The organism is Streptomyces sp. NPDC048479 (genome assembly GCF_040651435.1).
In the GTDB taxonomy this organism is placed as follows: Bacteria; Actinomycetota; Actinomycetes; order Streptomycetales; family Streptomycetaceae; genus Streptomyces.
In genome coordinates this window covers 1-22439 of the sequence record NZ_JBEZKA010000035.1, presented here as the reverse complement: position 1 = coordinate 22439, position 22439 = coordinate 1, and the positions used below count along the sequence as shown (strand labels likewise).

At 69.6% G+C, this 22439-nt stretch carries 12 protein-coding genes and 1 pseudogene; 8 read left to right on the top strand and 5 right to left on the bottom strand.

Translation table 11 applies throughout. From position 1 onward, the window contains the following. Positions 1 to 16: 16 nt before the first annotated feature. Positions 17 to 2578: a SpoIIE family protein phosphatase gene (locus tag AB0D12_RS35105; protein ID WP_362692266.1), complete on the top strand. Its 2562-nt coding sequence runs from the start codon at positions 17 to 19 to the stop codon at positions 2576 to 2578. Continuing rightward, positions 2575 to 5040, top strand: a complete 2466-nt coding sequence (locus tag AB0D12_RS35100) for a SpoIIE family protein phosphatase (protein ID WP_362692263.1) — start codon at positions 2575 to 2577, stop codon at positions 5038 to 5040. Before AB0D12_RS35105 ends, AB0D12_RS35100 begins: the two co-directional genes overlap by 4 nt. Here the strand turns inward: AB0D12_RS35100 and AB0D12_RS35095 are convergent. Then, entirely contained in the window at positions 5037 to 6131 is a 1095-nt protein-coding gene (locus AB0D12_RS35095; RefSeq protein ID WP_362692260.1) for a LacI family DNA-binding transcriptional regulator, read from the bottom strand. The genes AB0D12_RS35100 and AB0D12_RS35095 overlap by 4 nt on opposite strands. A 205-nt stretch (positions 6132 to 6336) precedes the next feature. On the opposite strand from AB0D12_RS35095, the gene AB0D12_RS35090 reads away from it, so the two are divergent. The 6 genes from AB0D12_RS35090 to AB0D12_RS35065 all read left to right on the top strand — a co-directional run bounded on the left by AB0D12_RS35090 (position 6337) and on the right by AB0D12_RS35065 (position 15981). Continuing rightward, positions 6337 to 7623, top strand: a complete 1287-nt coding sequence (locus AB0D12_RS35090) for an extracellular solute-binding protein (protein WP_362692257.1) — start codon at positions 6337 to 6339, stop codon at positions 7621 to 7623. A 12-nt stretch (positions 7624 to 7635) separates the two neighbouring features. Then, positions 7636 to 8607, top strand: coding sequence for a sugar ABC transporter permease (locus tag AB0D12_RS35085; protein WP_362692254.1), 972 nt, complete (start codon positions 7636 to 7638; stop codon positions 8605 to 8607). Continuing rightward, complete coding sequence (locus AB0D12_RS35080; protein WP_362692251.1) at positions 8604 to 9464, top strand: carbohydrate ABC transporter permease; 861 nt, start codon at positions 8604 to 8606, stop codon at positions 9462 to 9464. Before AB0D12_RS35085 ends, AB0D12_RS35080 begins: the two co-directional genes overlap by 4 nt. Positions 9465 to 9518: 54 nt before the next feature. Further along, positions 9519 to 10775 carry a glycosyl hydrolase gene (locus AB0D12_RS35075; protein WP_362692248.1) on the top strand — a complete coding sequence of 419 codons (1257 nt, stop codon included), beginning with the start codon at positions 9519 to 9521 and terminating at the stop codon, positions 10773 to 10775. A 124-nt stretch (positions 10776 to 10899) separates the two neighbouring features. After that, positions 10900 to 12921, top strand: a complete 2022-nt coding sequence (locus AB0D12_RS35070; protein WP_362692245.1) for an endo-beta-N-acetylglucosaminidase — start codon at positions 10900 to 10902, stop codon at positions 12919 to 12921. A gap of 30 nt (positions 12922 to 12951) precedes the next feature. Beyond that, entirely contained in the window at positions 12952 to 15981 is a 3030-nt protein-coding gene (locus AB0D12_RS35065) for a glycoside hydrolase family 38 C-terminal domain-containing protein (RefSeq protein WP_362692242.1), read from the top strand. 17 nt (positions 15982 to 15998) lie between these two features. Here the strand turns inward: AB0D12_RS35065 and AB0D12_RS35060 are convergent, their stop codons facing one another. The 4 genes and pseudogenes from AB0D12_RS35060 to AB0D12_RS35045 form a co-directional block, all read right to left on the bottom strand. Next, a complete protein-coding gene (locus AB0D12_RS35060) occupies positions 15999 to 17192 on the bottom strand; it encodes a lactonase family protein (protein ID WP_362692239.1) in 1194 nt (397 codons plus the stop codon). A 120-nt stretch (positions 17193 to 17312) separates the two neighbouring features. Continuing rightward, complete coding sequence (locus AB0D12_RS35055; RefSeq protein ID WP_362692236.1) at positions 17313 to 20615, bottom strand: GH92 family glycosyl hydrolase; 3303 nt, start codon at positions 20613 to 20615, stop codon at positions 17313 to 17315. 197 nt (positions 20616 to 20812) lie between these two features. Next, positions 20813 to 22003: a beta-N-acetylglucosaminidase domain-containing protein gene (locus AB0D12_RS35050; protein ID WP_362692233.1), complete on the bottom strand. Its 1191-nt coding sequence runs from the start codon at positions 22001 to 22003 to the stop codon at positions 20813 to 20815. Between the two features lie 274 nt (positions 22004 to 22277). Continuing rightward, positions 22278 to 22439 (bottom strand): annotated as a pseudogene (locus tag AB0D12_RS35045) (ectoine/hydroxyectoine ABC transporter ATP-binding protein EhuA); the annotation flags it as partial.

The following is a 22439-nucleotide window of genomic DNA, read 5'->3' as shown; positions in this document are numbered from 1 at the left end:
GATCAGGTGCACTGAGATGCGCGGCACGGCTGCCGGGGAGCATGCTGGCTGTGTGACCTGGTACGGCGCGGCCGGGTACACCCCGCAGAGCCAGAGCGGGGCAATGCCCGGGCGACTGAACGGCAGCGGCCGAGTTCCGGACGAGCTGTCCCTGGTGCTCGCACAAGCCGCGGTGGGCGCGACCGAAGCTGTCGGCGGGTACGCCGGCGGCGTCTATTTGCGCTCCCGCACGCAGGGGCTGCTGCGGTTGGCCGTGCTCGCCGGGCTGCCCGGCCGGCTGTTCCGCCCCTGGTGGCGCATGCACGTGAACCGCCCGTTCCCGGTGGCCGAGGCGTACCGCTCCGGTCAGGCTGTCCTCCTCGGCGACGCCGAGGAGGCCATGCGCCGGTTCCCGCAGCTCATGGCGGGCCTGCCGTACCCTTTCGGCTCGCTGTACGCGCCTGTCGTCGGCGGCGACGAGAAGTTCGGCGTGCTGGTGGTGCTGCGGCCCGCCACGCCCGGACACCCGGTCGACCACTCCGACCGCCGCCGGATGCAAACTGCCGCAAGGCGCCTCGGAACCGCTCTGGCGGAGCTGGGCGCGGACGGAGGGCTCGTCGAGTGGGACGGTGAACCGACGCCCGTCCAGTTGCCCACCGCCTCCGCCCCACCGGTGCGGATCTGTTACTTCGACTGGGACCTCGACAGCGGCGCCGTAACCGCCGACGACGAGCTGTGCGCGATCCTCGGCACCGACCCGGCGGGCTTCGCCGGCACCATCGACTCTCTGGCGGAGCATCTGGCGCCGGAGGACGCGTACGGACTGTGGGCTGTCGCCGCCCAGGCGGCCAGGTCGGGCGGGCCGGTGTCGCGCAGGATGTGGCTACGGGGACCGGACGGACGGTTGCATCTGCTCGAACTCTCGGGCCGCCGCACACAGCCGCCCGGCGACGGTCCGGGCAGCCGCCTGACCGGTTACCTGGTCGACCTCGGCACCGGGCCGGCCGTCGCCGAGGCGACCGACCGGCTCCCGCGCGGCATCCTCTCGCTCGACCGGCTCGGGCGGATCACCCACATCAACCGCAATGCGGAGACTCTGCTCGGTCACGCACGGTCCGAGCTGGCCGGACGCGTCCTGTGGGAGGTCCTGCCGTGGTTCGGGCACCCCGCCTACGAGGACCACTACCGGGCGGCCCTGTTCGGGTACGACCCCGTCCACTTCATGGCCCGCCGCGGGCCCAAGGAATGGCTGACGGTCTCCCTCTACCCCGGCCACGACGGCCTGACCGCCACACTGACCCCGGCAGAAGAACCGGCCTACGCGTCAGGGTCCATCGTCAGGCCGGGCCCCGGGTTCGGCTCCCCGACCGACCGCGCGTCGTCGCTGTACCGCCCGGTCGCCCTTGCCATCGCGCTGACGGAGGCCGTTACGGCCCGCCAGGTGTCCGCCGTGGTCACGGAGGAACTGCTGCCCGCCTTCGGCGGTCGTCAACTGGCGATCTACCTGCTGAACGAAAGACATCTCTATCTGGCCTGGGAGACCGGTTTCCCGAAGGGTTTCCTCGACCGCTTCGACGGCGTCGCGCTCGACGCCCGGCTGCCCGGCGTCGAGACGCTCACCTCCGGCCGCCCCATCTTCTTCGAGTCCATGGAGCGCCTGGCCGCCGCATACCCCGGCATCCCCATCGACGCGGACGTCGGCGCCCGGGCCTTCCTGCCACTGATCGCCTCCGGACGCCCCGTCGGCTCCTGCATCCTCGGCTTCGACCATCCGCGAGGCTTCAGCCCGGAAGAGCGCACGGTCCTCACCGCACTCGCCGGACTCATCGCGCAGGCCCTCCAACGAGCCCAGCGTTACGACTCCGAAGCCGCACTCGCCCGTGGTCTGCAGGATGCCCTGCTGCCGCACCGGCTGCCCGTACTCCAGTTTGTCGACACTGTCGGGCGGTACCTCCCCGGCACCCAGGGCATGGAAGTCGGGGGCGACTGGTACGACGTCGTAGAGACCGGCTGCGGGGAGCTGGCCCTGGTCATCGGCGATGTGCAGGGACACGGTGTCTCCGCCGCCGCCACCATGGGTCAACTGCGCAGCGCCGTACGTGCCTTCGCACTCAGCGGGCATGACCCGCAGGAGGTGATGAGTGGCACCAACCGGCTGCTCATCGACCTCGATCCGGGCCAGTTCGCCAGCTGCTGCTATATCGTCCTCGACCGGGAATCCGGCTCCACGCAGGCCGTACGGGCCGGGCACCCCCAGCCTCTGCTGCGCCATCCCGACGGCAGGACCGAGGTCCTGGACATCCCCGGTGGCGTCGTGCTCGGCGTCGACGTGGAGGCGTCGTACCCCGTCACCGAAATGTGGCTCGAGCCGGGCGCCGTCCTGGCTCTCTACACCGACGGACTGGTGGAGCAGCCGGGAATCGACATCGACCTCGGCATCGAGCGGCTGCGCAGCGCACTCGCCGAAGTCGGCTCGGACCCTCTCGCCGACGCGGCGGACCGACTGATCCTCGAGGCCAGACAGGCCACTGACAGGCCCGACGACATCGCGCTGCTGCTCGCCGCCCGCTGGGCCGACGTCCCACGGCAGGCGCCATGAGCGTAGTGAACGCAGCCGAGGATGCCGGCTTCCGTGGCCCCCTGGATGTCACCAGGGCAGCCACCGCTGTGCTGGAGGCCGAGGGCAGGGTCGTCGGATGGAGTCCGAAGGCGCAGGGGCTGCTGGGATACCCGCCCCAGGAGGTGCTTCAGCGCCCGATCGGTGCTCTGGTGGTGGAGCCCGTCGACGACATCCACCCGGCGGCAGACCTGGCGGGCGCGGCACATGGCGGCCGTCAGGTGCTCCATATGCGTCACCGGGACGGCCATATCGTCCGCGTTGTGACGGCAACGCATGCGCTGACCCACGAGGGCGCCGGGCCCGCCTGGCTCCTGGCGGTGGCCGATGCGGAGGAAACGGAGGAGTGGGAGTCCCTGCAGTCGATGCTCCGGGGACTGGCCACCGAGTCACCCGTCGGTCTGGCCGTCTACGACACGGATCTGCGGGTGGTGTGGACAAACTCCGCCCTGCGTCAGGAGATGGGTACTTCGCAGTACGTCGGCGTGGGCCCGGACGAGATGGTGACCCATGGCAAGGTCCTGTCCCCGGGGTATCCGCCGACTCTGGAGGAGATGATGCGGCAGGTCCTCGCCATCGGAGAGCCTGTCATCGGGCTGCACTACAGCGGCCACCCGCCCGTGGACCCGGAGCACGACCACGTCTGGTCCTGTTCGTACTACCGGCTGCAGGACGCCGGGGGTGTCTCGCTGGGCGTGTGCGAGGAGACCGTGGACATCACCGACGCCCACCTCGCACAGCAGCGGCTGGATCTCCTGGTGCGGGCCGGCGGACAGGTGGGTACGACCCTGGACATGGTCCGTACGGCGCAGGAACTCTGCGTGGTCACCGTCCCGCAGTTCGCCGACGCGGTCACGGTCGACCTCCTGGAGGTCGTGCTGGCAGGTGATCAGCCCACGCAGGGATCCGCGCACGCGCGGGACATGGTCCGAGTGTGGGAGGAGCCGGAATCCAAGCGGGCGGGCCCGGGAGGGGCGCGGCCGGCGGGACGGGAGCGAGTCGACTACCCGCCGGATTCGCCCCAGGTACGCAGCCTGTCCTCCGGCCGTCCGGTGCTGGATGGCCCGGCGGATACGGAGCGCGGTAATGGGCAACTGCCGCCGCGCTCGCGGCTGGTCGTTCCGCTGCGTGCCGAAGGAGCCACCTTGGGGCTGGTCACCTTCTCGCGGAACCGCCACCCCGCCCCGTTCGACGACGGAGAGCGGGCCGTGGCCGACGAGCTTGTCTCGCGGACCGCCGTATGCATCGACAACGCCCGCCGTTTCACCCGTGAGCACACCGCGTCCCTCATGCTCCAGCGCAGTCTGCTGCCGCAGAATCTGGCGCAGCTGACGGCAGTTGAGCTGGCGTACCGCTATCTGCCGGCGGACAGCAGGGCCGGGGTGGGCGGCGACTGGTTCGACGTCATCGCTCTGTCGGGCGCGCGGGTGGGCCTGGTCGTGGGAGACGTGGTCGGTCACGGGCTGCGCGCTGCGGCCACCATGGGCCGTCTGCGTACGAGCGTACGGGTGCTGGCCCGGCTGGACCTCGCGCCGGAGGAGCTTCTCGCGCGCCTCGACGACCTCGTCGGGGAGGGCGCCAACGAGCAGGCGGCCGTCCTTGACGAGGGCGAGCAGGTGCCCCACGACGAAGCGCTCGGGGTGACGTGCCTGTACGCCGTGTACGACCCGGTGTCCGGAGTGTGCCGCATGGCGCGGGCCGGGCATCCGCCTCCCGCGGTCGTCGACTCCGGTTCCGGCACCGTCACCTTCCCCGACCTTCCCGCGGGGCCGCCCCTCGGCCTGGGCGCCCTGCCCTTCGAGAGCGTGGAGATGAAACTGCCGGAAGGAAGCCTCATCGCCCTGTTCACCGATGGCCTCGTCCGGGGCCGCGAGCTGGACGTCGACGTCCAGCTCGAAACGCTCGGCGCAGTCCTCACCGAGCATCGACGCCCGCTGGACGAGCTGTGCGACCAGGCAGTCGCGGCGCTGCTGCGGGGCCCCGTGGACGACGACGCCGCGCTGCTGCTCGTCCGTACACAGAAGCTGGACCGCCACCAGGTGGCCGAGTGGGAACTGGCCGCCGATCCGGAGGAGGTCGGCCGCGCCCGGGCCGTGGCCACCGAGCAGGTCGGCGCCTGGGGCCTGGACGATCTCGTCTTCACCACCGAACTGGTGGTGAGCGAGCTCGTCACCAACGCCATCCGGTATGCCGCCGGTCCGCTCCAACTGCGGCTCATCCGCGACCAGACCCTCATCTGCGAGGTCTCCGACACCGGACACACCTCACCCAATCTGCGTCATGCCGGCAGTGAGGACGAAGGCGGCCGAGGTCTCTTCCTCGTCGCACGGATGACCCAGCATTGGGGAACGCGCTACACATCGACCGGCAAGACGATCTGGGCCGAGCAGACTGCCCTCCGTGCAAACCCCGACCACTCCGGTGACACTCCGCGCCAGGTCTAAGAGACGCCCGTGGCCAGGTCGTCTCCGGTGGGCGCCGTACTCTCCCGCTCGATCAGCCGGGGGAGCGGCACTGGTACCGACCGGGCCGCGCCGCCGTCGAGCAGAGCGGTCAGTTCCTGTGCCGCGATCCGCCCGAAGGCGACCGTGTCCCGGGAGAGTGCCGTCAGCCAGGGATGGACCATGCGGCACAGCACGGAGTCCTCCCACGAGACGATCGACACGTCGCCGGGAACGGAGAGGCCAAGGCCCGCCGTGACGGCCGCTCCGGCCGCTGCCATCACGTCGTTGTCGTAGATGAGTGCGGTGGGCGGTGTGCTCCCTTCCAGCACCCGGCGGGTCACCGCAGCGCCCTCGGCGTCGGAGTAGTCCGTGGCCAGTGACCGGACCTCGGTCAGCCCGCGTCGGCCGGCCTCGGCGCGCAGCGAGCGGATGCGACGGTCGGTGTGGGCGAGTGACGGCAGGCCCGCGATATGCACGATCCGCCGGTGCCCCAGCTCGTACAGCCGGCCCACGACGGAAGCCATCGCCCCGGTGTCGTCGGCGCGTACCTGCGACAGATTGGGATGCTGGTCCGGCAGTCCGCCGATGACGACACCGGGCAGGCCCAGCTCGTCGAGGAGCTCCGGACGCGGGTCGTCGGTCCGCGGGTCGACCACCAGGACACCGTCGACCCGGTGCTCGGCCCACCAGCGGCGGTAGACCGCGCACTCGGTCGGTACATCCTCCACCACCTGGAAGAGCAGACCGAGTTGACGCTCCGCCAGGATTTCCTGGATACCCGAGATCAGCTGCAGGAAGAAGGAGTCCACGCCCAGCGTCGCGGCCGGCCGTGCCAGCACGAGGCCGACCGTCGCCGAGCCCTCGCCGGACAGTGCGCGGGCCGCCGTGCTCGGCCGCCAGCCCAGCTGTTCGGCGACGCGCCGGATCCGGTCACGGGTGATCTCCGAGACGCCGGGCCGGTCGTTGAGCGCGAAGGACACGGCGCTCTCCGAGACCCCGGCACGCTGAGCGATGTCCTTCATCGTCGGACGCCGCGCGGGAGCGCGCCTGGCCGGCGAGGTGTCCTTGTCGGACGGGGTATTCGCTGCCATCCGTGCCTCTTTCCCCCGGTGTACTAATGCGCTTGAGCACATGCACTCTAAAGCGCATTAGTCGATCACTGCAAGTCGTTCATTCTACGCGTCTGACCTGGACTAATGTTCGTCAGTATGCATTAGTTCCAGCGAATGTATTGACTTCGTCGACGGTTCACTTGCAAGGTCTGCACGTCTGGTCCGAGCAAAGGAGCCGTTCACCGTGCGCATTCCCCGCAGGGCACTCGCTGCTGCCGCCGTCCTCGCCACCGTTCTGCCGCTCAGTGCCTGCGGCGGCGGATCCGGCGCCGGCTCGTCCGACGCCTCCGGCAAGGTCGAAGGCAAGATCACCTTCCAGACCTGGAACCTGCAGGCCAACTTCAAGGACTACTTCAACGGAGTCATCGCGGCCTTCGAGAAGAAGTACCCGGGCACCGAGGTGAAGTGGGTCGACCGGCCCGCGGAGGGCTACGCCGACAAGATCAGCGCTGATGCCGCAGGCAACACGCTGCCCGACGTCGTCAATGTCTCCCCGGACCTGGTGGCGCCGCTGGCCAAGGCCGGGCTCGCGCTCGACCTCGACAAGGCGGCCTCGAAGTACCGCAAGGAGTATCTGCAGGGCGCCTGGCAGAGCCACCGGATACCGGGCCTGGACGGCACGTACGCCTTTCCCTGGTACCTCAACACCGGCCCGCTCTTCTACAACAAGCGTCTCTTCAAGGATGCCGGACTCGATGCCGAGAAGCCCCCGAAGACCTATGGCGAGGTCTTTGATGCCGGGCTGAGGATGGCCGGGAAGAGCAAGGGGAAGATCGCGACCCTCGCGAACGTGCCCACCATCGAGGACTTCGGCCGCTACGACGTCCCGCTGATGAACAAGGAAGGCACCGGCTTCGCCTTCAACGACGCCAAGGGCGTCGAACTCCTCACCCGCTACAAGGAGTTGTACGACGCCAAGGCGCTCGACCCGCAGGCGTTGACGGCGACCCCCGAGTCGTCGGGCCACAAGTTCCTGACCGAGTCCGTCGCCATGAACCCCGGCAGCGCGCTGGACCTGGAGAACTTCAAGAAGCAGGCCCCGAGCCTCTACAGGAACATCGGGATCACCGACCAGGTCAGCAGCACGGGCAAGGCCAATATGTATGTCATGGGCGTCATGGTGAACTCCCGGGCCAAGCAGAAGCCCGCCGCCGTCGCCTTTGCCCACTTCGTGACCGACGCGACCCGTCAGATGGAGTTCGCCAAGAAGGTCGCCATCTTCCCGAGCACCGCAGGATCGCTCGACGACCCGTACTTCACCAAGGAGGACGGCACCGATGTGACCCGGGTGCGCATCGCGGCCGCCAAGTCCCTGAGGACCGCGGTCAATTACACACCGGTGCTGTTCAGTGAGCAGATGAAGACGGAGCTGCGCAACGCGGTGGCCCGGGCGCTGCAGGGCAAGGAGAGCCCCAAGGAAGCGCTTGACAACGCTGTCAAGGTCTGTGACCGGCTGCTGCGGCAGAGCTGAGCCGAGTCCGCGATGAAGACCCCCACCGCCTCCGAGGCGATCTCGCCGGATCTCACCACGGCGGGCCCGGCCGTCCGGAGCCCCGGCTCCGACGGCCGCCGGCCCGCCCACGGGATCAGGCGCCAACTACCGTCCAGCCCCTGGCTGTTCGCGGCGCCAGGTCTCCTGGTCGTCGGTACCTTCAGCCTGTATCCGTTCCTCAGCACACTGGTCAACGCTTTCACCGACCGCCGCACCCTGGTCCCCGGTCAGTACGTGGGCCTCGCCAACTTCCGGGAACTGCTCGACGACGAGATGTTCTGGATCGGGCTGCGCAACAGCGCCCTGTACGTCCTCGGTGTCGTCCCCGCCCTGGTGATCCTGCCGCTGCTGCTGGCGATGCTCGTACAGCGGCACATCCCCGGCATCACCTTCTTCCGCTCGGCCTTCTACACCCCGGTCGTCGCCTCCATCGTCGTGGTCGGCCTGATCTGGGTGTGGATGCTCGACGACCGAGGGCTGATCAACTCGGTGCTCGAGGCGGTCGGCGTCGGCAAGGTCGGCTTCCTCAGCGACCAGTGGCTGCTGCTCGGCAGCGCGATGGCGGTCACGGTCTGGAAGGGCCTCGGCTACTACATGATCATTTATCTGGCGGCGCTGGCCAATGTCCCGCGCGAGCTGCACGAGGCCGCCGCCGTCGACGGAGCGGGGGCCGTACGCCGCTTCTGCACCGTCACCGTCCCCGCGGTCCGCTCCACCATGGTCCTCGTCGGCGCGCTCTCCTCCGTCGCCTCCTTCAAGGTCTTCTCCGAGGTCTATCTGATGGCAGGTCCCAGCGGCGGCCCGGCAGGCGAGGACACCACGCTCGTGATGCTCGTCCAGCGCGTCGGCACCGGACTGACCGGCCGCGTCGGCTACGCCTCGGCCATCTCGGTGGTCGTCTTCGTCGTCACCGTCGCCCTGATGCTGCTGGTGCTCCGCGCCGACCGCAAGGAGGACGCATGAGCCTCATAAAGATCACGGACACCGACGGCAGGCGCATCCCCGGCCGGCAGCTCGTACTCCGCTACGGCCTGCTGATCGCCGTACTGGCGCTGACCGTCGGGCCCTTCCTGTGGCAGCTGTCCACCTCGCTCAAGGGCCCGCACGAGGACATCTTCAGCTCACCGCCCACATTCCTGCCGGGCGAGCCGACGCTCGACAACTACTCGCGCGTCTCCCAGACCATCCCGGTCTGGGACTACGCGCTGAACTCGCTGAAGGTCGCCACCGCCAATGTGCTGACCAACTGCATCGGTTCCGCACTGGCAGGCTATGCCCTCGCCCGGATGCGCTACCGCGGACGCAGGGCCGCGACCCTGGTGTTCATCCTCGCGATGCTCGTCCCCGTCGAGGGCATCATCATCGCCCAGTTCACCACCATGCGTGACATCGGCCTGAACAACACCCTGATCGCCGTACTGCTGCCCGGCTGCATCGGAGCAATGAACGTCCTGCTGATGCGCAATGCCTTCCGGAATCTCCCGCACGAGGTGGAGGAAGCGGCATTCGTCGACGGGGCCACCGCATGGCAGCGGTTCCTGCGCATTGCCCTGCCCTCGGTCAAGGGCACCCTCGCCGTCGTCGCCATCTTCGCCTTCATGGGCGCCTGGGACGACTTCTTGTGGCCCCTGATCGTGCTCAGCGACCCGGAGAACTTCACCCTGACCATCGGCCTGAACTATCTGCACGGCACCTTCGCCAACGATGAACGCCTCGTCGCCGCGGGCACGGTCATCGCCGTACTCCCGTTGATCGTTCTCTTCGCCTGTCTGCAGCGCTTCTTCTTCCGCGGTGTCGGCGAGGGCGCCGTCAAGGGCTGACCTGCCCGGCTCCGATCCGAGTGCCGCACCACAGAACCAGGACACCCCTTCCCCATGAGCTCTTCCGTGCCGCGCTTCGGCGCCAACTACACGCCCAGCCAGGGCTGGTTCCATCACTGGCTGGACTTCGACCTCGACGCCGTTCGCGCCGACCTGGACTCGATCGCCGGCCTCGGCCTCGACCACATCCGGGTCTTCCCGCTCTGGCCCCTCTTCCAGCCCAACCGGACCCTCATCCGCCCGCGCGCCGTCGAACAGCTCGTACAGCTCACCGACGCGGCGGCCGAACGCGGTCTGGACGTCAACGTCGACGGTCTGCAAGGGCACTTGTCGAGCTTCGACTTCCTGCCCGCATGGACCCGGACCTGGCACCGGCGGAACATGTTCACCGACCCCGATGTCGTATCGGGACAGGCCGAGTACCTGCGTACGCTCGCGGCCGCGCTCGGTGACCGGCCGAACTTCATCGGCATGACCGTCGGCAACGAGATCAACCAGTTCTCCAGCGGCCCGCACCCCGATCCTGACCGCATCTCGGCCGAACAGGCCGGGAGTTGGCTGCGGCGGCTGCTCGACGCCTGTGAGGCCGGGGCGCCCGGCAGGCTCCATCTGCACGCCGAGTACGACGCGGCCTGGTACCAGGACGACCACCCGTTCACCCCCGCCCACTCGGCACGCATCGGCGCAGCGACCGCCGTGCACTCCTGGGTCTTCAACGGCACCGCCCAGCGGCACGGGCGTACGGGAGTTGCGACCGAGCACCATGCCGCCTACCTGATCGAGCTCTCCAAAGCCTGGGCTCTCGATCCGCGCCGGCCCGTATGGCTGCAGGAGGTCGGCGCACCCGCGCCGCTCGTCCCGGCCGAGCACGCCGCCCACTTCACCGAGGCGACCGTGGCGAACGCGCTGGACTGCCAGGACGTCTGGGGAGTCACCTGGTGGTGCTCCCACGATGTGTCCCGCTCGCTCGCGGACTTCCCCGAACTCGAGTACAGCCTCGGTCTGTTGACCAACGACCGGCAGGTCAAACCGGTCGGCCGCACGATCGCGCGCATCGTCGAGGAGTGGCGGGGGAAGGAACATAGTCCCGCGCCGCGCACCACCGCGCTCGTCGTCGACACCGGTGACGAGGAGACGGCGCCCCGGCGCTCCACGTGCGCACCCGGTGGCGCCTTCTTCGAGGCCTTCGCCCGGCTCACGGTGGAGGGCGTCCGGCCCACGGCCGTCCTCGCGGGCTGCGCGGAGGACAAGGAGCACCTTGCTGCACGAGGCATCACCGAAGTGGTAACCCCGGGGCAGGTCGGCGCATGACCTTTCCCCACCCCGCCCCTTCCCGTAACTGGGGCTCCGCCCCAGACCCCGCTCCTCAATCGCCGGCGGGGCTGAATATCAGCCCCTCCGGCGATTGGGGACAGGCCGTGAAACGGAGCGCACCATGACCCCCCACCTCAGCCGACGCGCCCTCCTGTTGGCATCGGCGGCGGCAGCCTTGACCCCGGCCCTCGTGCCCGGCATCGCGTCCGCCGCGACGAAGACAACGCCCGGCACGCCGTACGCCTCCTATTGGTACCCCGACTCGTTCCCCTCCGGCACCCCGGGCCAGGGCATCATCTGGCGCAGCCTCAAGGCCTGGCGCGCCGAGGACGACACTGATCTGGTGTTCAACAAGTCGGCCGTGCCGCTCGCCCGGCGGTTCACGCCCACGCCGGTCAACGCCACCGCCCGCAGCGGGCAGGCGCGCGTCCAGTCCCTCGTCTCCTTCGGCCCCACCGCCGGCAACCCCTCCCAGGGCGCGGCCACCGCCGACTACTACGCCCTGACCCACTGGTCCTACCTGGACGAGCTGGTCTTCTGGGGCGGCTCGTCGGGGGAGGGCCTGATCCTCGCGCCCAACGCCCCGATCGTGGACGCCGCACACCGCCACGGTGTGCCCGTCCTCGGCAATGTCTTCCTGCCGCCCGTGGCCTACGGCGGCGATCTGCGCTGGACCCGGGACCTCGTCCAGAAGGACTCCTTCGGCAGATTCCCGCTCGCCGAGCGGCTCGTCGCGGTCGCCACGGCGTACGGTTTCGACGGCTGGTTCATCAACGCGGAGACCGGAGGCGGCAACAGCGCACTCGCGGCCGACATGCTCGGCTTCGTGAAGGAGCTGAAGAGTCTGGGCGCGCCGAAGGGGCTGCGCGTCTGCTGGTACGACTCGATGACCGTGAACGGTTCGGTGAGCTGGCAGGGCGCGCTGAACGACCGTAACAAGGCGTTCTTCCACGCCGCCGATTCCATGTTCATCGACTTCCGCTGGTCGCGGTCCTCGCTGGCGTCCTCCGGTCAGGTCGCTCAGCAACTAGGGCGCAACCGCTACGAATTGTGGGCGGGAGTCGATGTCGAGGCGAACGGCTGGAACAGGTCCGTCGACTGGGACGCCATCGTCCCCGAGAACACGGCGGACATCGTCTCGCTGGGCTTCTACCGGCCCGAGTGGACCCGTAACCACCTGGCCGCGGACCGCACCCCGGCCCAGTTCCACGCCGCCGACGACCGGTTCTGGAGCGGGCAGTCGCTCGACCCGTCGCGGCCCACCCCCGGCGAGTCCTGGCGGGCTCCCGCGCGCGCCGTCGCCGACCGCTCGACCGTCGACACCGTGCCTTTCGCGACCGCCTTCAACACCGGCCACGGACTGCGCTGGTACGAGGGCGGCAAGGTGGCGTCGGACGCGCAGTGGAACCATCTCGGCGTTCAGGACCGCCTCCCGTCCCGCCAATGGGTCGTGCGCACGAATGGCCAACGCCCGGCGGTTGCCTATGACTTCGCCGATGCCTGGCACGGAGGCAGCAGCCTCCTCGTCGACGGCTCGCTCAATGCGCCCACCACGGTGGACCTGTACGTGACCAGGCTCCCGCTCACCGCGGACACGGTCGTCGAGCTCACCCACCGCGCCGACGCGGGCCGGGTCGGGGTCGAGCTCGCGGTGGCCGTGGCCGAACCCTCGGGGCCGGGCGCGCCCATTCCGTACACCTACCTCCCCGTGGGCACCGCGGGCCCGGGCAGCGGCTGGACCACCTCGACCGTGCGGCTGAACAGCCCGACCGGGACCGTGCGCGCGCTCGGTGTCCGACTCACCGCGAGCAGCGGACCCGTGAAATGGCGGCTCGGCGCCCTGGCTGTGCGCGACAAGGCCGCACAGAGCCCCGCCGCCCCGGCCGACCTGAGGATCACCGCCACCACGGGCGGCGACTTGCGCTTCGGATGGCTGGGCGCCCCGGGGGCGGTTCGTCACTACACACTGCACCGCGTCCTGCCCGACGGGAAACGGCGCTTCCTCGGGGCAACCTGCCAGCGAGCATTCTTCGTCCCCGGTCTGAAGCCCGAACAAGGGGAGCAGTCGACGCGGTTCGAACTGCGCGCGGTCGGGGAGCTCTACACCACATCGGCACCATCGACCGCAGCCCACCCCTGGTAACCACCACCCGAACCCTCGGAGCAGCCCCGCATGCATGACGACCGCAGCCTTGTCGAAGCCCGCCTCAATCGCGTCCTCGACGAGCGCATCCGCCCCGCCGTGTACCCCGAGTCCGTACCGCTGGAGGTGGCCGTCTGGAACGCGCCGGGCGAACCCGTCCCGGTCGCCGAAGGGCTCGCCGCCTCGCCGGGGCCGATCGCGGTCGGCGACATGTGGGGCGCTCCGTGGGGGACCAGCTGGTTCCGGGTCACCGGGACCGTACCGGCCGCGTGGGCCGGCAAGACCGTGGAAGCGATTCTCGACCTCGGCTTCGACGAGAACATGCCTGGCTTCCAGTGCGAGGGCCTCGTCCACCGCCCCGACGGCACCCCGGTGAAGGGACTCAATCCGCGCAACCAGTGGGTGCGCATCGGCGCGCCCGTCGAAGGCGGCGAGGAAGTGCGCCTCCACATCGAGGCCGCCTCCAACCCCGTGATCCTCGACTACCACCCCTTCCTGCCGACGCAGCTCGGCGACAAGGAGACCGCGGGCACCGACCCGCAGTACACCCTGACCCGCATGGATCTCGCCGTCTTCGACGAGACCGTGTGGCAGCTCGTGCTCGACCTGGAGGTCCTGGGCGAACTGATGCAGGAGCTGCCCGTGGAGGGCGCCCGCCGCTGGGACATCCTGCGGGCCGTGGGCCACGCCCTCGACGCGATCGACCTCCAGGATGTGAACGGCAGTGCTGCCGCAGCCCGTTCCTGCCTCGAGGGAGTCCTCTCCACCCCCGCCGGTCCCTCGGCGCACCGGATCAGCGCGATCGGCCACGCCCATATCGACTCCGCCTGGCTGTGGCCGCTGCGCGAGACGGTACGCAAGGTCGCCCGTACGACGTCCAATATGACGGCGCTCCTCGAGGACGAGCCGGAGTTCATCTTCACCATGTCGCAGGCGCAGCAGTTCGCCTGGATCAAGGAACACCGGCCCGAGGTCTATGCGAAGGTCAAGAAGGCCGTGGCGCAGGGGCGGTTCGTGCCTGCGGGCGGCATGTGGGTCGAGTCCGACACGAACATGCCGGGCTCGGAGGCGATGGCCCGTCAGTTCGTCCACGGCAAGCGGTTCTTCCTGGACGAGTTCGGCATCGAGAACGACGAGGCCTGGCTGCCCGACACCTTCGGCTTCGCGGCCGGACTCCCGCAGATCATCAAGGCGGCCGGCTGCAAGTGGCTGCTGACACAGAAGATCTCGTGGTCGCAGACGAACAAGTTCCCGCACCACACCTTCCAGTGGGAGGGCATCGACGGCACCCGGATCTTCACGCACTTCCCGCCCGTCGACACCTACAACTGCTCGATGAGGGGCAGCGAAATCGCCCACGCGGCGAAGAACTTCAAGGACAAGGGCGTCGCAAAGCACTCCCTCGCACCGACCGGCTGGGGCGACGGAGGTGGCGGCACCACCCGCGAGATGGTCGCCAAGGCGGCCCGGCTGCGCGACCTCGACGGCTCGGCGACCGTCCGGTGGGAGACGCCCACGGAGTTCTTCACCAAGGCGGAGGCCGAATACCCGAACGCGCCCGTCTGGGTGGGCGAGCTCTATCTGGAGCTGCACCGCGCCACGCTCACCAGCCAGGCGAAGACCAAGCAGGGCAACCGCCGCAGCGAACATCTGCTGCGCGAGGCCGAACTGTGGGCCGCCACCGCCGCCGTGCGGACCGGATTCCCTTACCCGTACGAGGAGTTGGACCGCATCTGGAAGACGGTGCTGCTGCACCAGTTCCACGACATCCTGCCCGGCTCGTCCATCGCCTGGGTGCACCGGGAGGCCGAGAAGACATACCGGGCCGTCGCCGAGGAGCTGAACGGCATCATCGACGGGGCGCAGCGCGCGCTCGCAGGCGACGGATCCGGAACCCTTGTCTTCAACTCCGCACCGCATGAGCGGCACGGTGTGGCGGCAGGCGGTGCCGGGGTGGCGGCCGTCGGCGGCAGCGCCCAGCTCTCCCCGCGCGAGGACGGCGGCTTCGTCCTCGACAACGGCCTGCTTCAGGTCGAGATCGACGGACGAGGCCTGGTGACGTCCGCGTACGACATCGGCGCGGAGCGCGAGACGGTGGCCCCCGGCCGGGTGGCGAACCTGCTGCAGATCCACCCCGACTTCCCGAACATGTGGGACGCGTGGGACGTCGACGCGTTCTACCGCAACACCGTCACGGACCTGACGGACGCCGACGAGCTCACCCCTGTTGTGGCCGGCACATCGGCGGCGGTGCGCGTCGTCCGCAGCTTCGGCGACTCGAAGGTCACCCAGTTGCTGACCCTGCCCGCCGGCGCCAAACGCCTCGACATCGACACCGAGGTCGACTGGCACGAGACGGAGAAGTTCCTCAAGATGTCCTTCCCGCTGGACATCCACGCCGAGCGGTATGCGTCGGAGACCCAGTTCGGCCATTTCCACCGGGCCACGCACACCAACACCAGCTGGGAGGCGGCCAAGTTCGAGGCCTGCAACCACCGCTTCGTGCATCTGGAGGAGCCCGGCTGGGGCATCGCGCTCGTCAACGACTCGACGTACGGCCATGACGTCACCCGTACCGTCCGCGCAGCCGACTCCGGCACGACGACCACGCTCCGCGTCTCGCTGCTGCGGGCCCCGCGCTTTCCCGACCCGGAGACCGACCAGGGCGTGCACCGATTCCGCCATGCCCTCGTGCCCGGCGCGGCGATCGGCGACGCGGTTCGCGAGGGCTTCCGCATCAACCTCCCGGAGCGACGGGTCGCGGGCGACGCGGCGGTGACTCCGCTGGTGACGGTGGACAACGACGCGGTTGTGATCTCCGCGGTGAAGCTGGCGGACGATGCGAGCGGCGATGTCGTCGTACGCCTCTACGAGTCCCGGGGCGGCCGCGCCCGGGTCGGCGTCACCGCCGGATTCGACGCCGTCGAGGCAGCCGCGACCGACCTGCTGGAGCGACCGTCGGCCGACGCGCCGAGACTGGAACTGGCCGACGGCGCGGTGAAGTTGACCCTCCGTCCCTTCCAGCTGGTCACCCTGCGCCTGGCTCGCTCCCGGACCTGACCGGCTGACTCGGAGGACTAGAGCGGCATTGCGCAGACGGCGACCGGGGAGCTGAACGGGCTTCCCGCGGGCCGGAGTTCACCACTGTCGTGATCGACCTGGAAGACGCTGACCGAGCTGGACCGCTGGTTCGCCGCGAAGAGCAGGTTTTCGCTGGGGGAGAGGGCGATGTGCCGGGGGAAGTCACCGCCCACCGGTACCGTCCCCAGCAGCCGCAGCCGGGACCCGTCGGCCTCGATCGCGTAGCGGGTCAGGCTGTTGTGGCCGCGGTTGGCGAGAAAGGCGTACCGCCCCTCGCCGGTCACGACCAGCTGCGCCGGATAGCTCGTGCCCGGTCCCGTGCCGGTGGGCTGAGGCCTGCCCGGCGTGAGCCTTCCGGTGGCGGGGTCGTAGGCACAGACGACGACGGTGTTGTCCACCTCGTTGGCCAGATAGGCGAACCGGCCGGCGGGGTGGAAGGCGAGATGCCGGGGTCCCGCACCCGGCCTCAGGCTCGCGTACGAGACCCGGGCGAGCTCTCCTCGCGAGGTGTCCAGCCGGTAGCTGTAGACCGTGTCGTTGCCCAGGTCGACAGCGAGCACGTGACCGCCGTCCGGGCTGGTGACGATCTGGTGGGCGTGCGGTCCTTCCTGGCCGGGGCCGGGCGGCGGTGTGGAGTGAGTGACGAGGGCTGTACGTGCGCCCAGCGCGCCGGAGGCGTCGATCGGGTGCACGGCCACGCTGCCGGAGAGGTAGTTGGCGCTGAGCAGCCAGCGCCCGCTCGGGTGCACGGAGAGATGGCAGGGTCCCGCGCCACCGGTTCCGCGGGTGCCCAGCACACGGTGGTGACCGTCGGGGGACAGCCTGACGGCGGTCACGCCGCCCTCCTGCTGCTCGTTCACGGTGTACAGGGTGCGACCGGAGGGGTGAACGGCGAGGAAGGAGGGATCACTGACGCCGGAGAGGGTTCCGGCGGCGGTGATCCCACCCGTCTCGTCGTCGTACGCGGCGAGACCGATACCGCTGCCGCCGCCCGCGACCGAGGTGTAGGTGCCCAGGAACAGGGGTCGCGGTCCACGGCAGGGGCGCGTGTCCGCCGCCGCGGACAGCGCAGGGCCGGCCGCAGGGCCCACAGCGACGCTCACCGCTGCGGCCGCGACGGCGCCGATGAACCGGCGGCGACTGGAGCCGCCGGCCGCCTCTGTCCCGGTCCGTCCTGCCGTGCTGCTCATGCGATGCACCTCATGTGGGGGTCGGCGGCTTCGGATGTGGCAGACACAGTGGCGCCTATCGTCCTCACACGCAAGAGGTGCAACTCCAATTGCAGTACATGCAACGCGAGTTGGGGTCAGTCAGGTCAGCGTGATCGCGTACACCTCGACCCGTGAGTCGTCCGGCAGCGTCACCGAGCGCAGTGTCTTCGCGCTGTCCAGCGGTGCCGTGTCGCCGAACAGCCGTACCGACGGGCCGTCGACGCCCTGACCGCCCTTGATGCGGTGCGGCATGTCGAGGACGACAGTGCTGCCGGACGGGGTCGGTCCGGCCCAGTCGCCGATGGTGACCGGCACGTCCGCAGTGCTGCCGTCCGTGTAGCGAACGGTCAGTGTGGTGGCCACAGGACCGTTGTGGGATGCGGCGACCAGGTGCAGTGCGGAGCGCGTGCCGGCGGGGAGCAGCAGAGCCTGGCCGCGGGCTTCGACGAAGTTCGGCGCGGTCCCGGCCGGGTCGGGGGCCTGGTACGGCAGCCCGTTCCAGCTGACCTGGCCGGCCTTGGGCAGCAGGCCGGCGTCGTAACTCCAGCCGAGACCGTCGAAGTTGCCCTCGCCCGACCGGTCCTTCGTCGCCGTCCCGTCGTGGTTCATGGCGCCGGTCAAGTCCACGGCACACTGCTCATTCCCGGCGCTCGCGCAGCTCACCGCGGACCGCACATCCACGATGGCCGTACGGGCGACCGCCGGGATGCCCTTGGCGGCGACCGTGATCCGGACCGGGTACGAGCCGACCGCGGTTGCGGCCGGCACCGTGATCGCGAGCGGGACCGTCGTCTGCACCGGCAGACCGCGGGACTTCACCGTCACCTGTGCGGGCGCCTTCACCGCCCAGCCGGAGGGAGCCTTCGCCGCCACGGACACGCGTACATCGCCCGGCGACTGGGCCAGTACGTCCACCGAGAGATGCGCGGTCTGCCCCGTGTCGCTCGTCGGTACGGCGTCCGAGGCGGGCCGCAGCGAAGCGTCGAGGTGCCGGCGCCCGTCGGCCGCAGCCGCTCCGCCGACCGACGGGGGTTGGGCGTTCCGGCCCGTGCCCCACGCGGACGGTTCGGTGCCCAGCCGGTGGGTCAGCCGCCCGCCGTGCGCGATCGCGTCCCAGCCCAGCCAGGTGGTGAGGATGTCCTTGCCGTTCAGGGCCACCTTCTGGACGTACCTCCGGTCGTCGCTCGCGCCGGGCGCCGTGAGCGTCAGAGTGCCGCCCTGCTTGCGGCCGTACTGTCCGATCCTGATGGTCGCCGACTCGAACTGCGGGCTGGAGAGCGCCAGGAAGTCGGCGCCGCTCATCGTCGGGTACAGACCGAGCGACGAGAAGACGTACCAGGCCGACATCGTGCCCAGATCGTCGTTGCCGGTCATGCCGTCCGGGCCGTTGGTGAAGAGCGTCATCGCCGCCCGTGTGACGGTCGCGGTCTTCGCGGGCGCGCCCGCCCACAGATACATGTACGGGGCGTGCAGATCGGGCTCGTTGTTGGGGTTGTAGGTGGGCTTGCCGTAGTAGTCGTAGGGCTGGGAGATCCAGTCCTTGCGTGCGGTGCCCGCGGGGTCGGTGAGCAGCTTGTCGTGGACGAAGAATGCGTCGAGCCGCTTCTCTGCGGCCTTCCTGCCGCCCATCAACTCCACCAGACCGGCCGGGTCCTGGGGAACCAGCCACTGGTACTGGTAGGCGCCGCCCTCGTGGAACTGGTGGCCCGCCTCGACCGGGTCGTACGGCGTCATCCAGGTGCCCTGTGTCGTACGCGGACGGAACTGGCCGATGGAGGAGTCCCACAGGTTGCGGTACCACCGGCCGCGCGCCGCGAACATCCCGGCATCGGCCCGGTGACCCAGCCCGCCGGCCATCAGGGCGAGCGAGGCATCCGCGGCCGCGTACTCGAGAGTGGCCGATGCGGGGTGGTTGCAGTCGTTGTCGCCGCCCTTGTCGGCGCAGTCCTTGCCGAGGCCTAGACCCGAGGGGATATAGCCGCGCTCGCGGTAGAAGTCCACGCCCGAGCGGCCGTTGTACGGGGAATCGGCGGGCGGAGTGCTGGTGGCGTTCTTCCTCAGCAGCGCGTACGCCTCTTCCTCGTGGCCGGCCAGCAGGCCCTTCGACCAGGCCTCGACGAGGAACGGAGTCGCCGGGTCACCGGTCATGATGTTGGTCTCGCTGTTGGCCAGCGCCCAGCGCGGCAGCCAGCCGCCGTCCTTGCCGATCGCGACGACGGACAGCGCGACATCGCGGGCGACCCCGGGCTCCAGGAGTTCCAGGAGTTGGTTCTGCGGCCGGTAGGTGTCCCACAACGAGAGATTCTGGTACGGCGTGAAGCCGTCGGCCGTATGGGTCTTCCGGTCGAAGCCGCTGTAGCGGCCGTCCACATCGCCGGCCAGGTTCGGGTGCAGCTGTGCGTGGTAGAGCGCGGTGTAGAAGGCGCTCTGCCGGTCGCGCGAACCGCCGCCGATGCCGATGGCGCCGAGCTGCTCCTCCCAAGTGCGGTGCAGGGCGGAACGGGTGGCGTCGAAGTCGTACGAGTCCTTCGTCTCCGCCGCCAGGTTCTTCCGGGCGCCTTCGACTCCGGTGTAGGACAGGCCGACCTTGATTACGACGTCGTTGTCGGCGCTCGCGTCGAAGGTCACCCAGGCGCCGTTGCTGCCCTCGCCGGCGGCGTCCCGGCTGCCCGGTTCCGGGGTCGAACCGCGCCAGGTGCCCTGGGCCTTGAAGGACCGGTCGAAGCTGGCGGTGAAGTAGACGGTGTGATCGTCCTTGCCTGCGCAGAAGTTGCCCGCGTGCACCCGGCCCTCGACCGTGCGGTCGCCGACGACGTGCACTTCGGAGTCGTACACCTTCTGGTTGGCCTTGCCGGTGTTGAACAGGACGTTGGCGGCGCCGGTGGACGGGAAGGTGTAGCGCTGCCAGCCGGTGCGCCGCGTCGCGGTGAGCTCGGCATTGATGCCGTACGACTTCAGGTTGACCCGGTAGTAGCCGGGCTCGGCCTTCTCGTCGTCGTGCGAGTACACCGAGCGGTAGTCGTCGGGGTTGACCCGGTCGACCGCGCCGGTGGTCGGCATGATCGGCAGCTCGCCCGCGACGCCGCAGCCGACGCCGGAGAGATGCGTCTGGCTGAAGCCGTGGATCTTGTCCTGCTGATAGTCGTAGCCGCCCTGGCCGCCGGTGTCCGGGCTCACCTGGACCATGCCGAAGGGGGCGCTCGCACCGGGGAAGGTGTTGCCGAAGTTCTGTGTGCCGACGAAGGGGTTGACCAGGCCGGCCGGGTCGGCCGCGGGTGCTGGAGAGGGCGTCGGCGCGGCGACGGCGGTCGCGGTGGCCGGTCCGCTCAGACCGCCGGCCAGCAGGATGGCGACCACCATCCGGACCGCTCTCGTATGCATCCAGCCGGCTGACCGTCGCATGGGCGTATCCCTTCTTGACAACGTTGTCTGATCGGCCCGGGAAAGATGTCATGGTCGTGCAAAGCCTGTCAACGGCTCGGTCACGAGCTGTTTTCGGCGACCTTGCAGGCCTCGAATTCGTAGCGCCAACAGCCGAAAGAGCACGCCCGTCCCGGCCCCTGCGTACGCGGCGGCATGCGCCGCAGGCCGCCGCAGCGTCACCTTGCTGTCCACTGGACGACGATCCCGGGATCGAGATCCTGCGCGATGCGCCGCGTGTAGTCGGTCCTGGACGTTCCCCAGTACTGGGTCGGCATCATCTGCAGCGGCTCGGCTCCGGGGTGCACCGCGATGAACGCCTTCTGCACGGCGTTGGCCAGGTGCGCCTGGGCGCCGGCGGCGGCCGCCGGTCCTGTGCCGAAAGCCGCCCGGTCCTCGGCGCAGTTCCACCGCTGGTCGTCGATGTCGTCGAAGGCCACGACGAAGCTGCGTACGCCCAGCTCCCACAGCGACTCGAACTTCGCGGTCAGCGCCGCGGCCTCGGACGGCTGCGAGTAGCGGACCGACAGGCCGGGGGAGAGGACGTAGCCGAACGAGACATGGTTCTCCCGGGCCCGCCGCACCAGCTCACCGATCCGGGCGAGTTCCTCCACCGGGTACGGCTTGCGCCATTCTGTCCGCCGATAGGGGTCGTCCTTCGGCGCGTAGACATAGGAGTTCAGCTTGTGCCGGCCGAACCAGTCGAGATCGGCGAGGCGTTGCTGATGCGAGGATGACGGTCCGTAGAAACCCTCCATCACCCCGCGCCACCGCAGCGAGGGCCAGTCACGGATCACCACGCCCTGCAGTCGTAAGCCGAACAACAGCTGACGCAGCGTCTGGGCGGCGTAGTACGTACCGGCGCCGTCCGCGCCGCTCAGCACGATCCGGTCGCGGCCGTCCCTGCCCTCGCCGACCGCGAGCACGTACCCCTCGGCGGCCATGGTCTCGGCGCCCTGCACACCCAGTGCGCGCAGCGCGCCGGCGGTGGCGGCGTTCTCCTTGTGCCCGCCCACATGGACGGTGAGCCGGGCGCCGCGTACAGGAGTGTGGTCGTCGACCTGATGGATGGTGCGCACTCCGGCGTCGCGCAGCACCTCCCGGACCACGGCGAGTGCGGAGGCGTCGGTCGACGGGCCTTTCACGAGTGTCACGGCCGGTGGAATGCGCACCTCTTCCGGTCGGCTCTTCGCCGACCGGGGCTTCGGGTACACGAGCAGGGGGCCGTTCGCCTTGGCGGCGGAGGCTTCTCCGGCGTCCGCGGCGGGGACGTCGGTCGGGGCCAGCAGGCTCAGCATCAGCGCGACGACATGAGCGCCGCGGGTACGCCAACTGGGCCGGAGCGCCGTGGGTGTTGATCCGATAGCCATCGCAGAGCCGCCTCCTCGTCGATATCCCGGTAAGGCAGGACTGGACCACTGACTGACATCGTTGTCAAGATTGGCCGACAACGGTGCTGTGCATGCATGTGCTTCGAGGGGGCCGGACCGTGTGATGCGCAGGTTGTCCGCAAGAGATACCTGGTGACTGCGTACCGGGTTCGCGGTGGCCGGACCGACAACGCGAACGGCCGCCCGGCAGAACAATTGCCGGGCGGCCCTGTTCAGGGACGTGGCACCGCTCGCTCGCAGCGCCTTGGATCGGTCACAGCACCTTGGACAGGAAGGACTTGGTGCGGTCGTGCTGGGGGTTGGTCAGTACGTCGCGGGGGTGGCCGGATTCGACCACGACGCCGTCGTCCATGAAGACCAGGGCGTCGCCGACCTCGCGGGCGAAGCCCATCTCGTGGGTGACGACGATCATGGT

Bases quoted from the DNA above. Each gene is read 5' to 3' on its own strand.
- AB0D12_RS35105 (WP_362692266.1), top strand. From the start codon at position 17: ATGCGCGGCACGGCTGCCGGGGAGCATGCTGGCTGTGTGACCTGGTAC.
- AB0D12_RS35100 (WP_362692263.1), top strand. From the start codon at position 2,575: ATGAGCGTAGTGAACGCAGCCGAGGATGCCGGCTTCCGTGGCCCCCTG.
- AB0D12_RS35095 (WP_362692260.1), bottom strand. From the start codon at position 6,131: ATGGCAGCGAATACCCCGTCCGACAAGGACACCTCGCCGGCCAGGCGC.
- AB0D12_RS35085 (WP_362692254.1), top strand. From the start codon at position 7,636: ATGAAGACCCCCACCGCCTCCGAGGCGATCTCGCCGGATCTCACCACG.
- AB0D12_RS35080 (WP_362692251.1), top strand. From the start codon at position 8,604: ATGAGCCTCATAAAGATCACGGACACCGACGGCAGGCGCATCCCCGGC.
- AB0D12_RS35075 (WP_362692248.1), top strand. From the start codon at position 9,519: ATGAGCTCTTCCGTGCCGCGCTTCGGCGCCAACTACACGCCCAGCCAG.
- AB0D12_RS35070 (WP_362692245.1), top strand. From the start codon at position 10,900: ATGACCCCCCACCTCAGCCGACGCGCCCTCCTGTTGGCATCGGCGGCG.
- AB0D12_RS35065 (WP_362692242.1), top strand. From the start codon at position 12,952: ATGCATGACGACCGCAGCCTTGTCGAAGCCCGCCTCAATCGCGTCCTC.
- AB0D12_RS35060 (WP_362692239.1), bottom strand. From the start codon at position 17,192: ATGAGCAGCACGGCAGGACGGACCGGGACAGAGGCGGCCGGCGGCTCC.
- AB0D12_RS35055 (WP_362692236.1), bottom strand. From the start codon at position 20,615: ATGCGACGGTCAGCCGGCTGGATGCATACGAGAGCGGTCCGGATGGTG.
- AB0D12_RS35050 (WP_362692233.1), bottom strand. From the start codon at position 22,003: ATGGCTATCGGATCAACACCCACGGCGCTCCGGCCCAGTTGGCGTACC.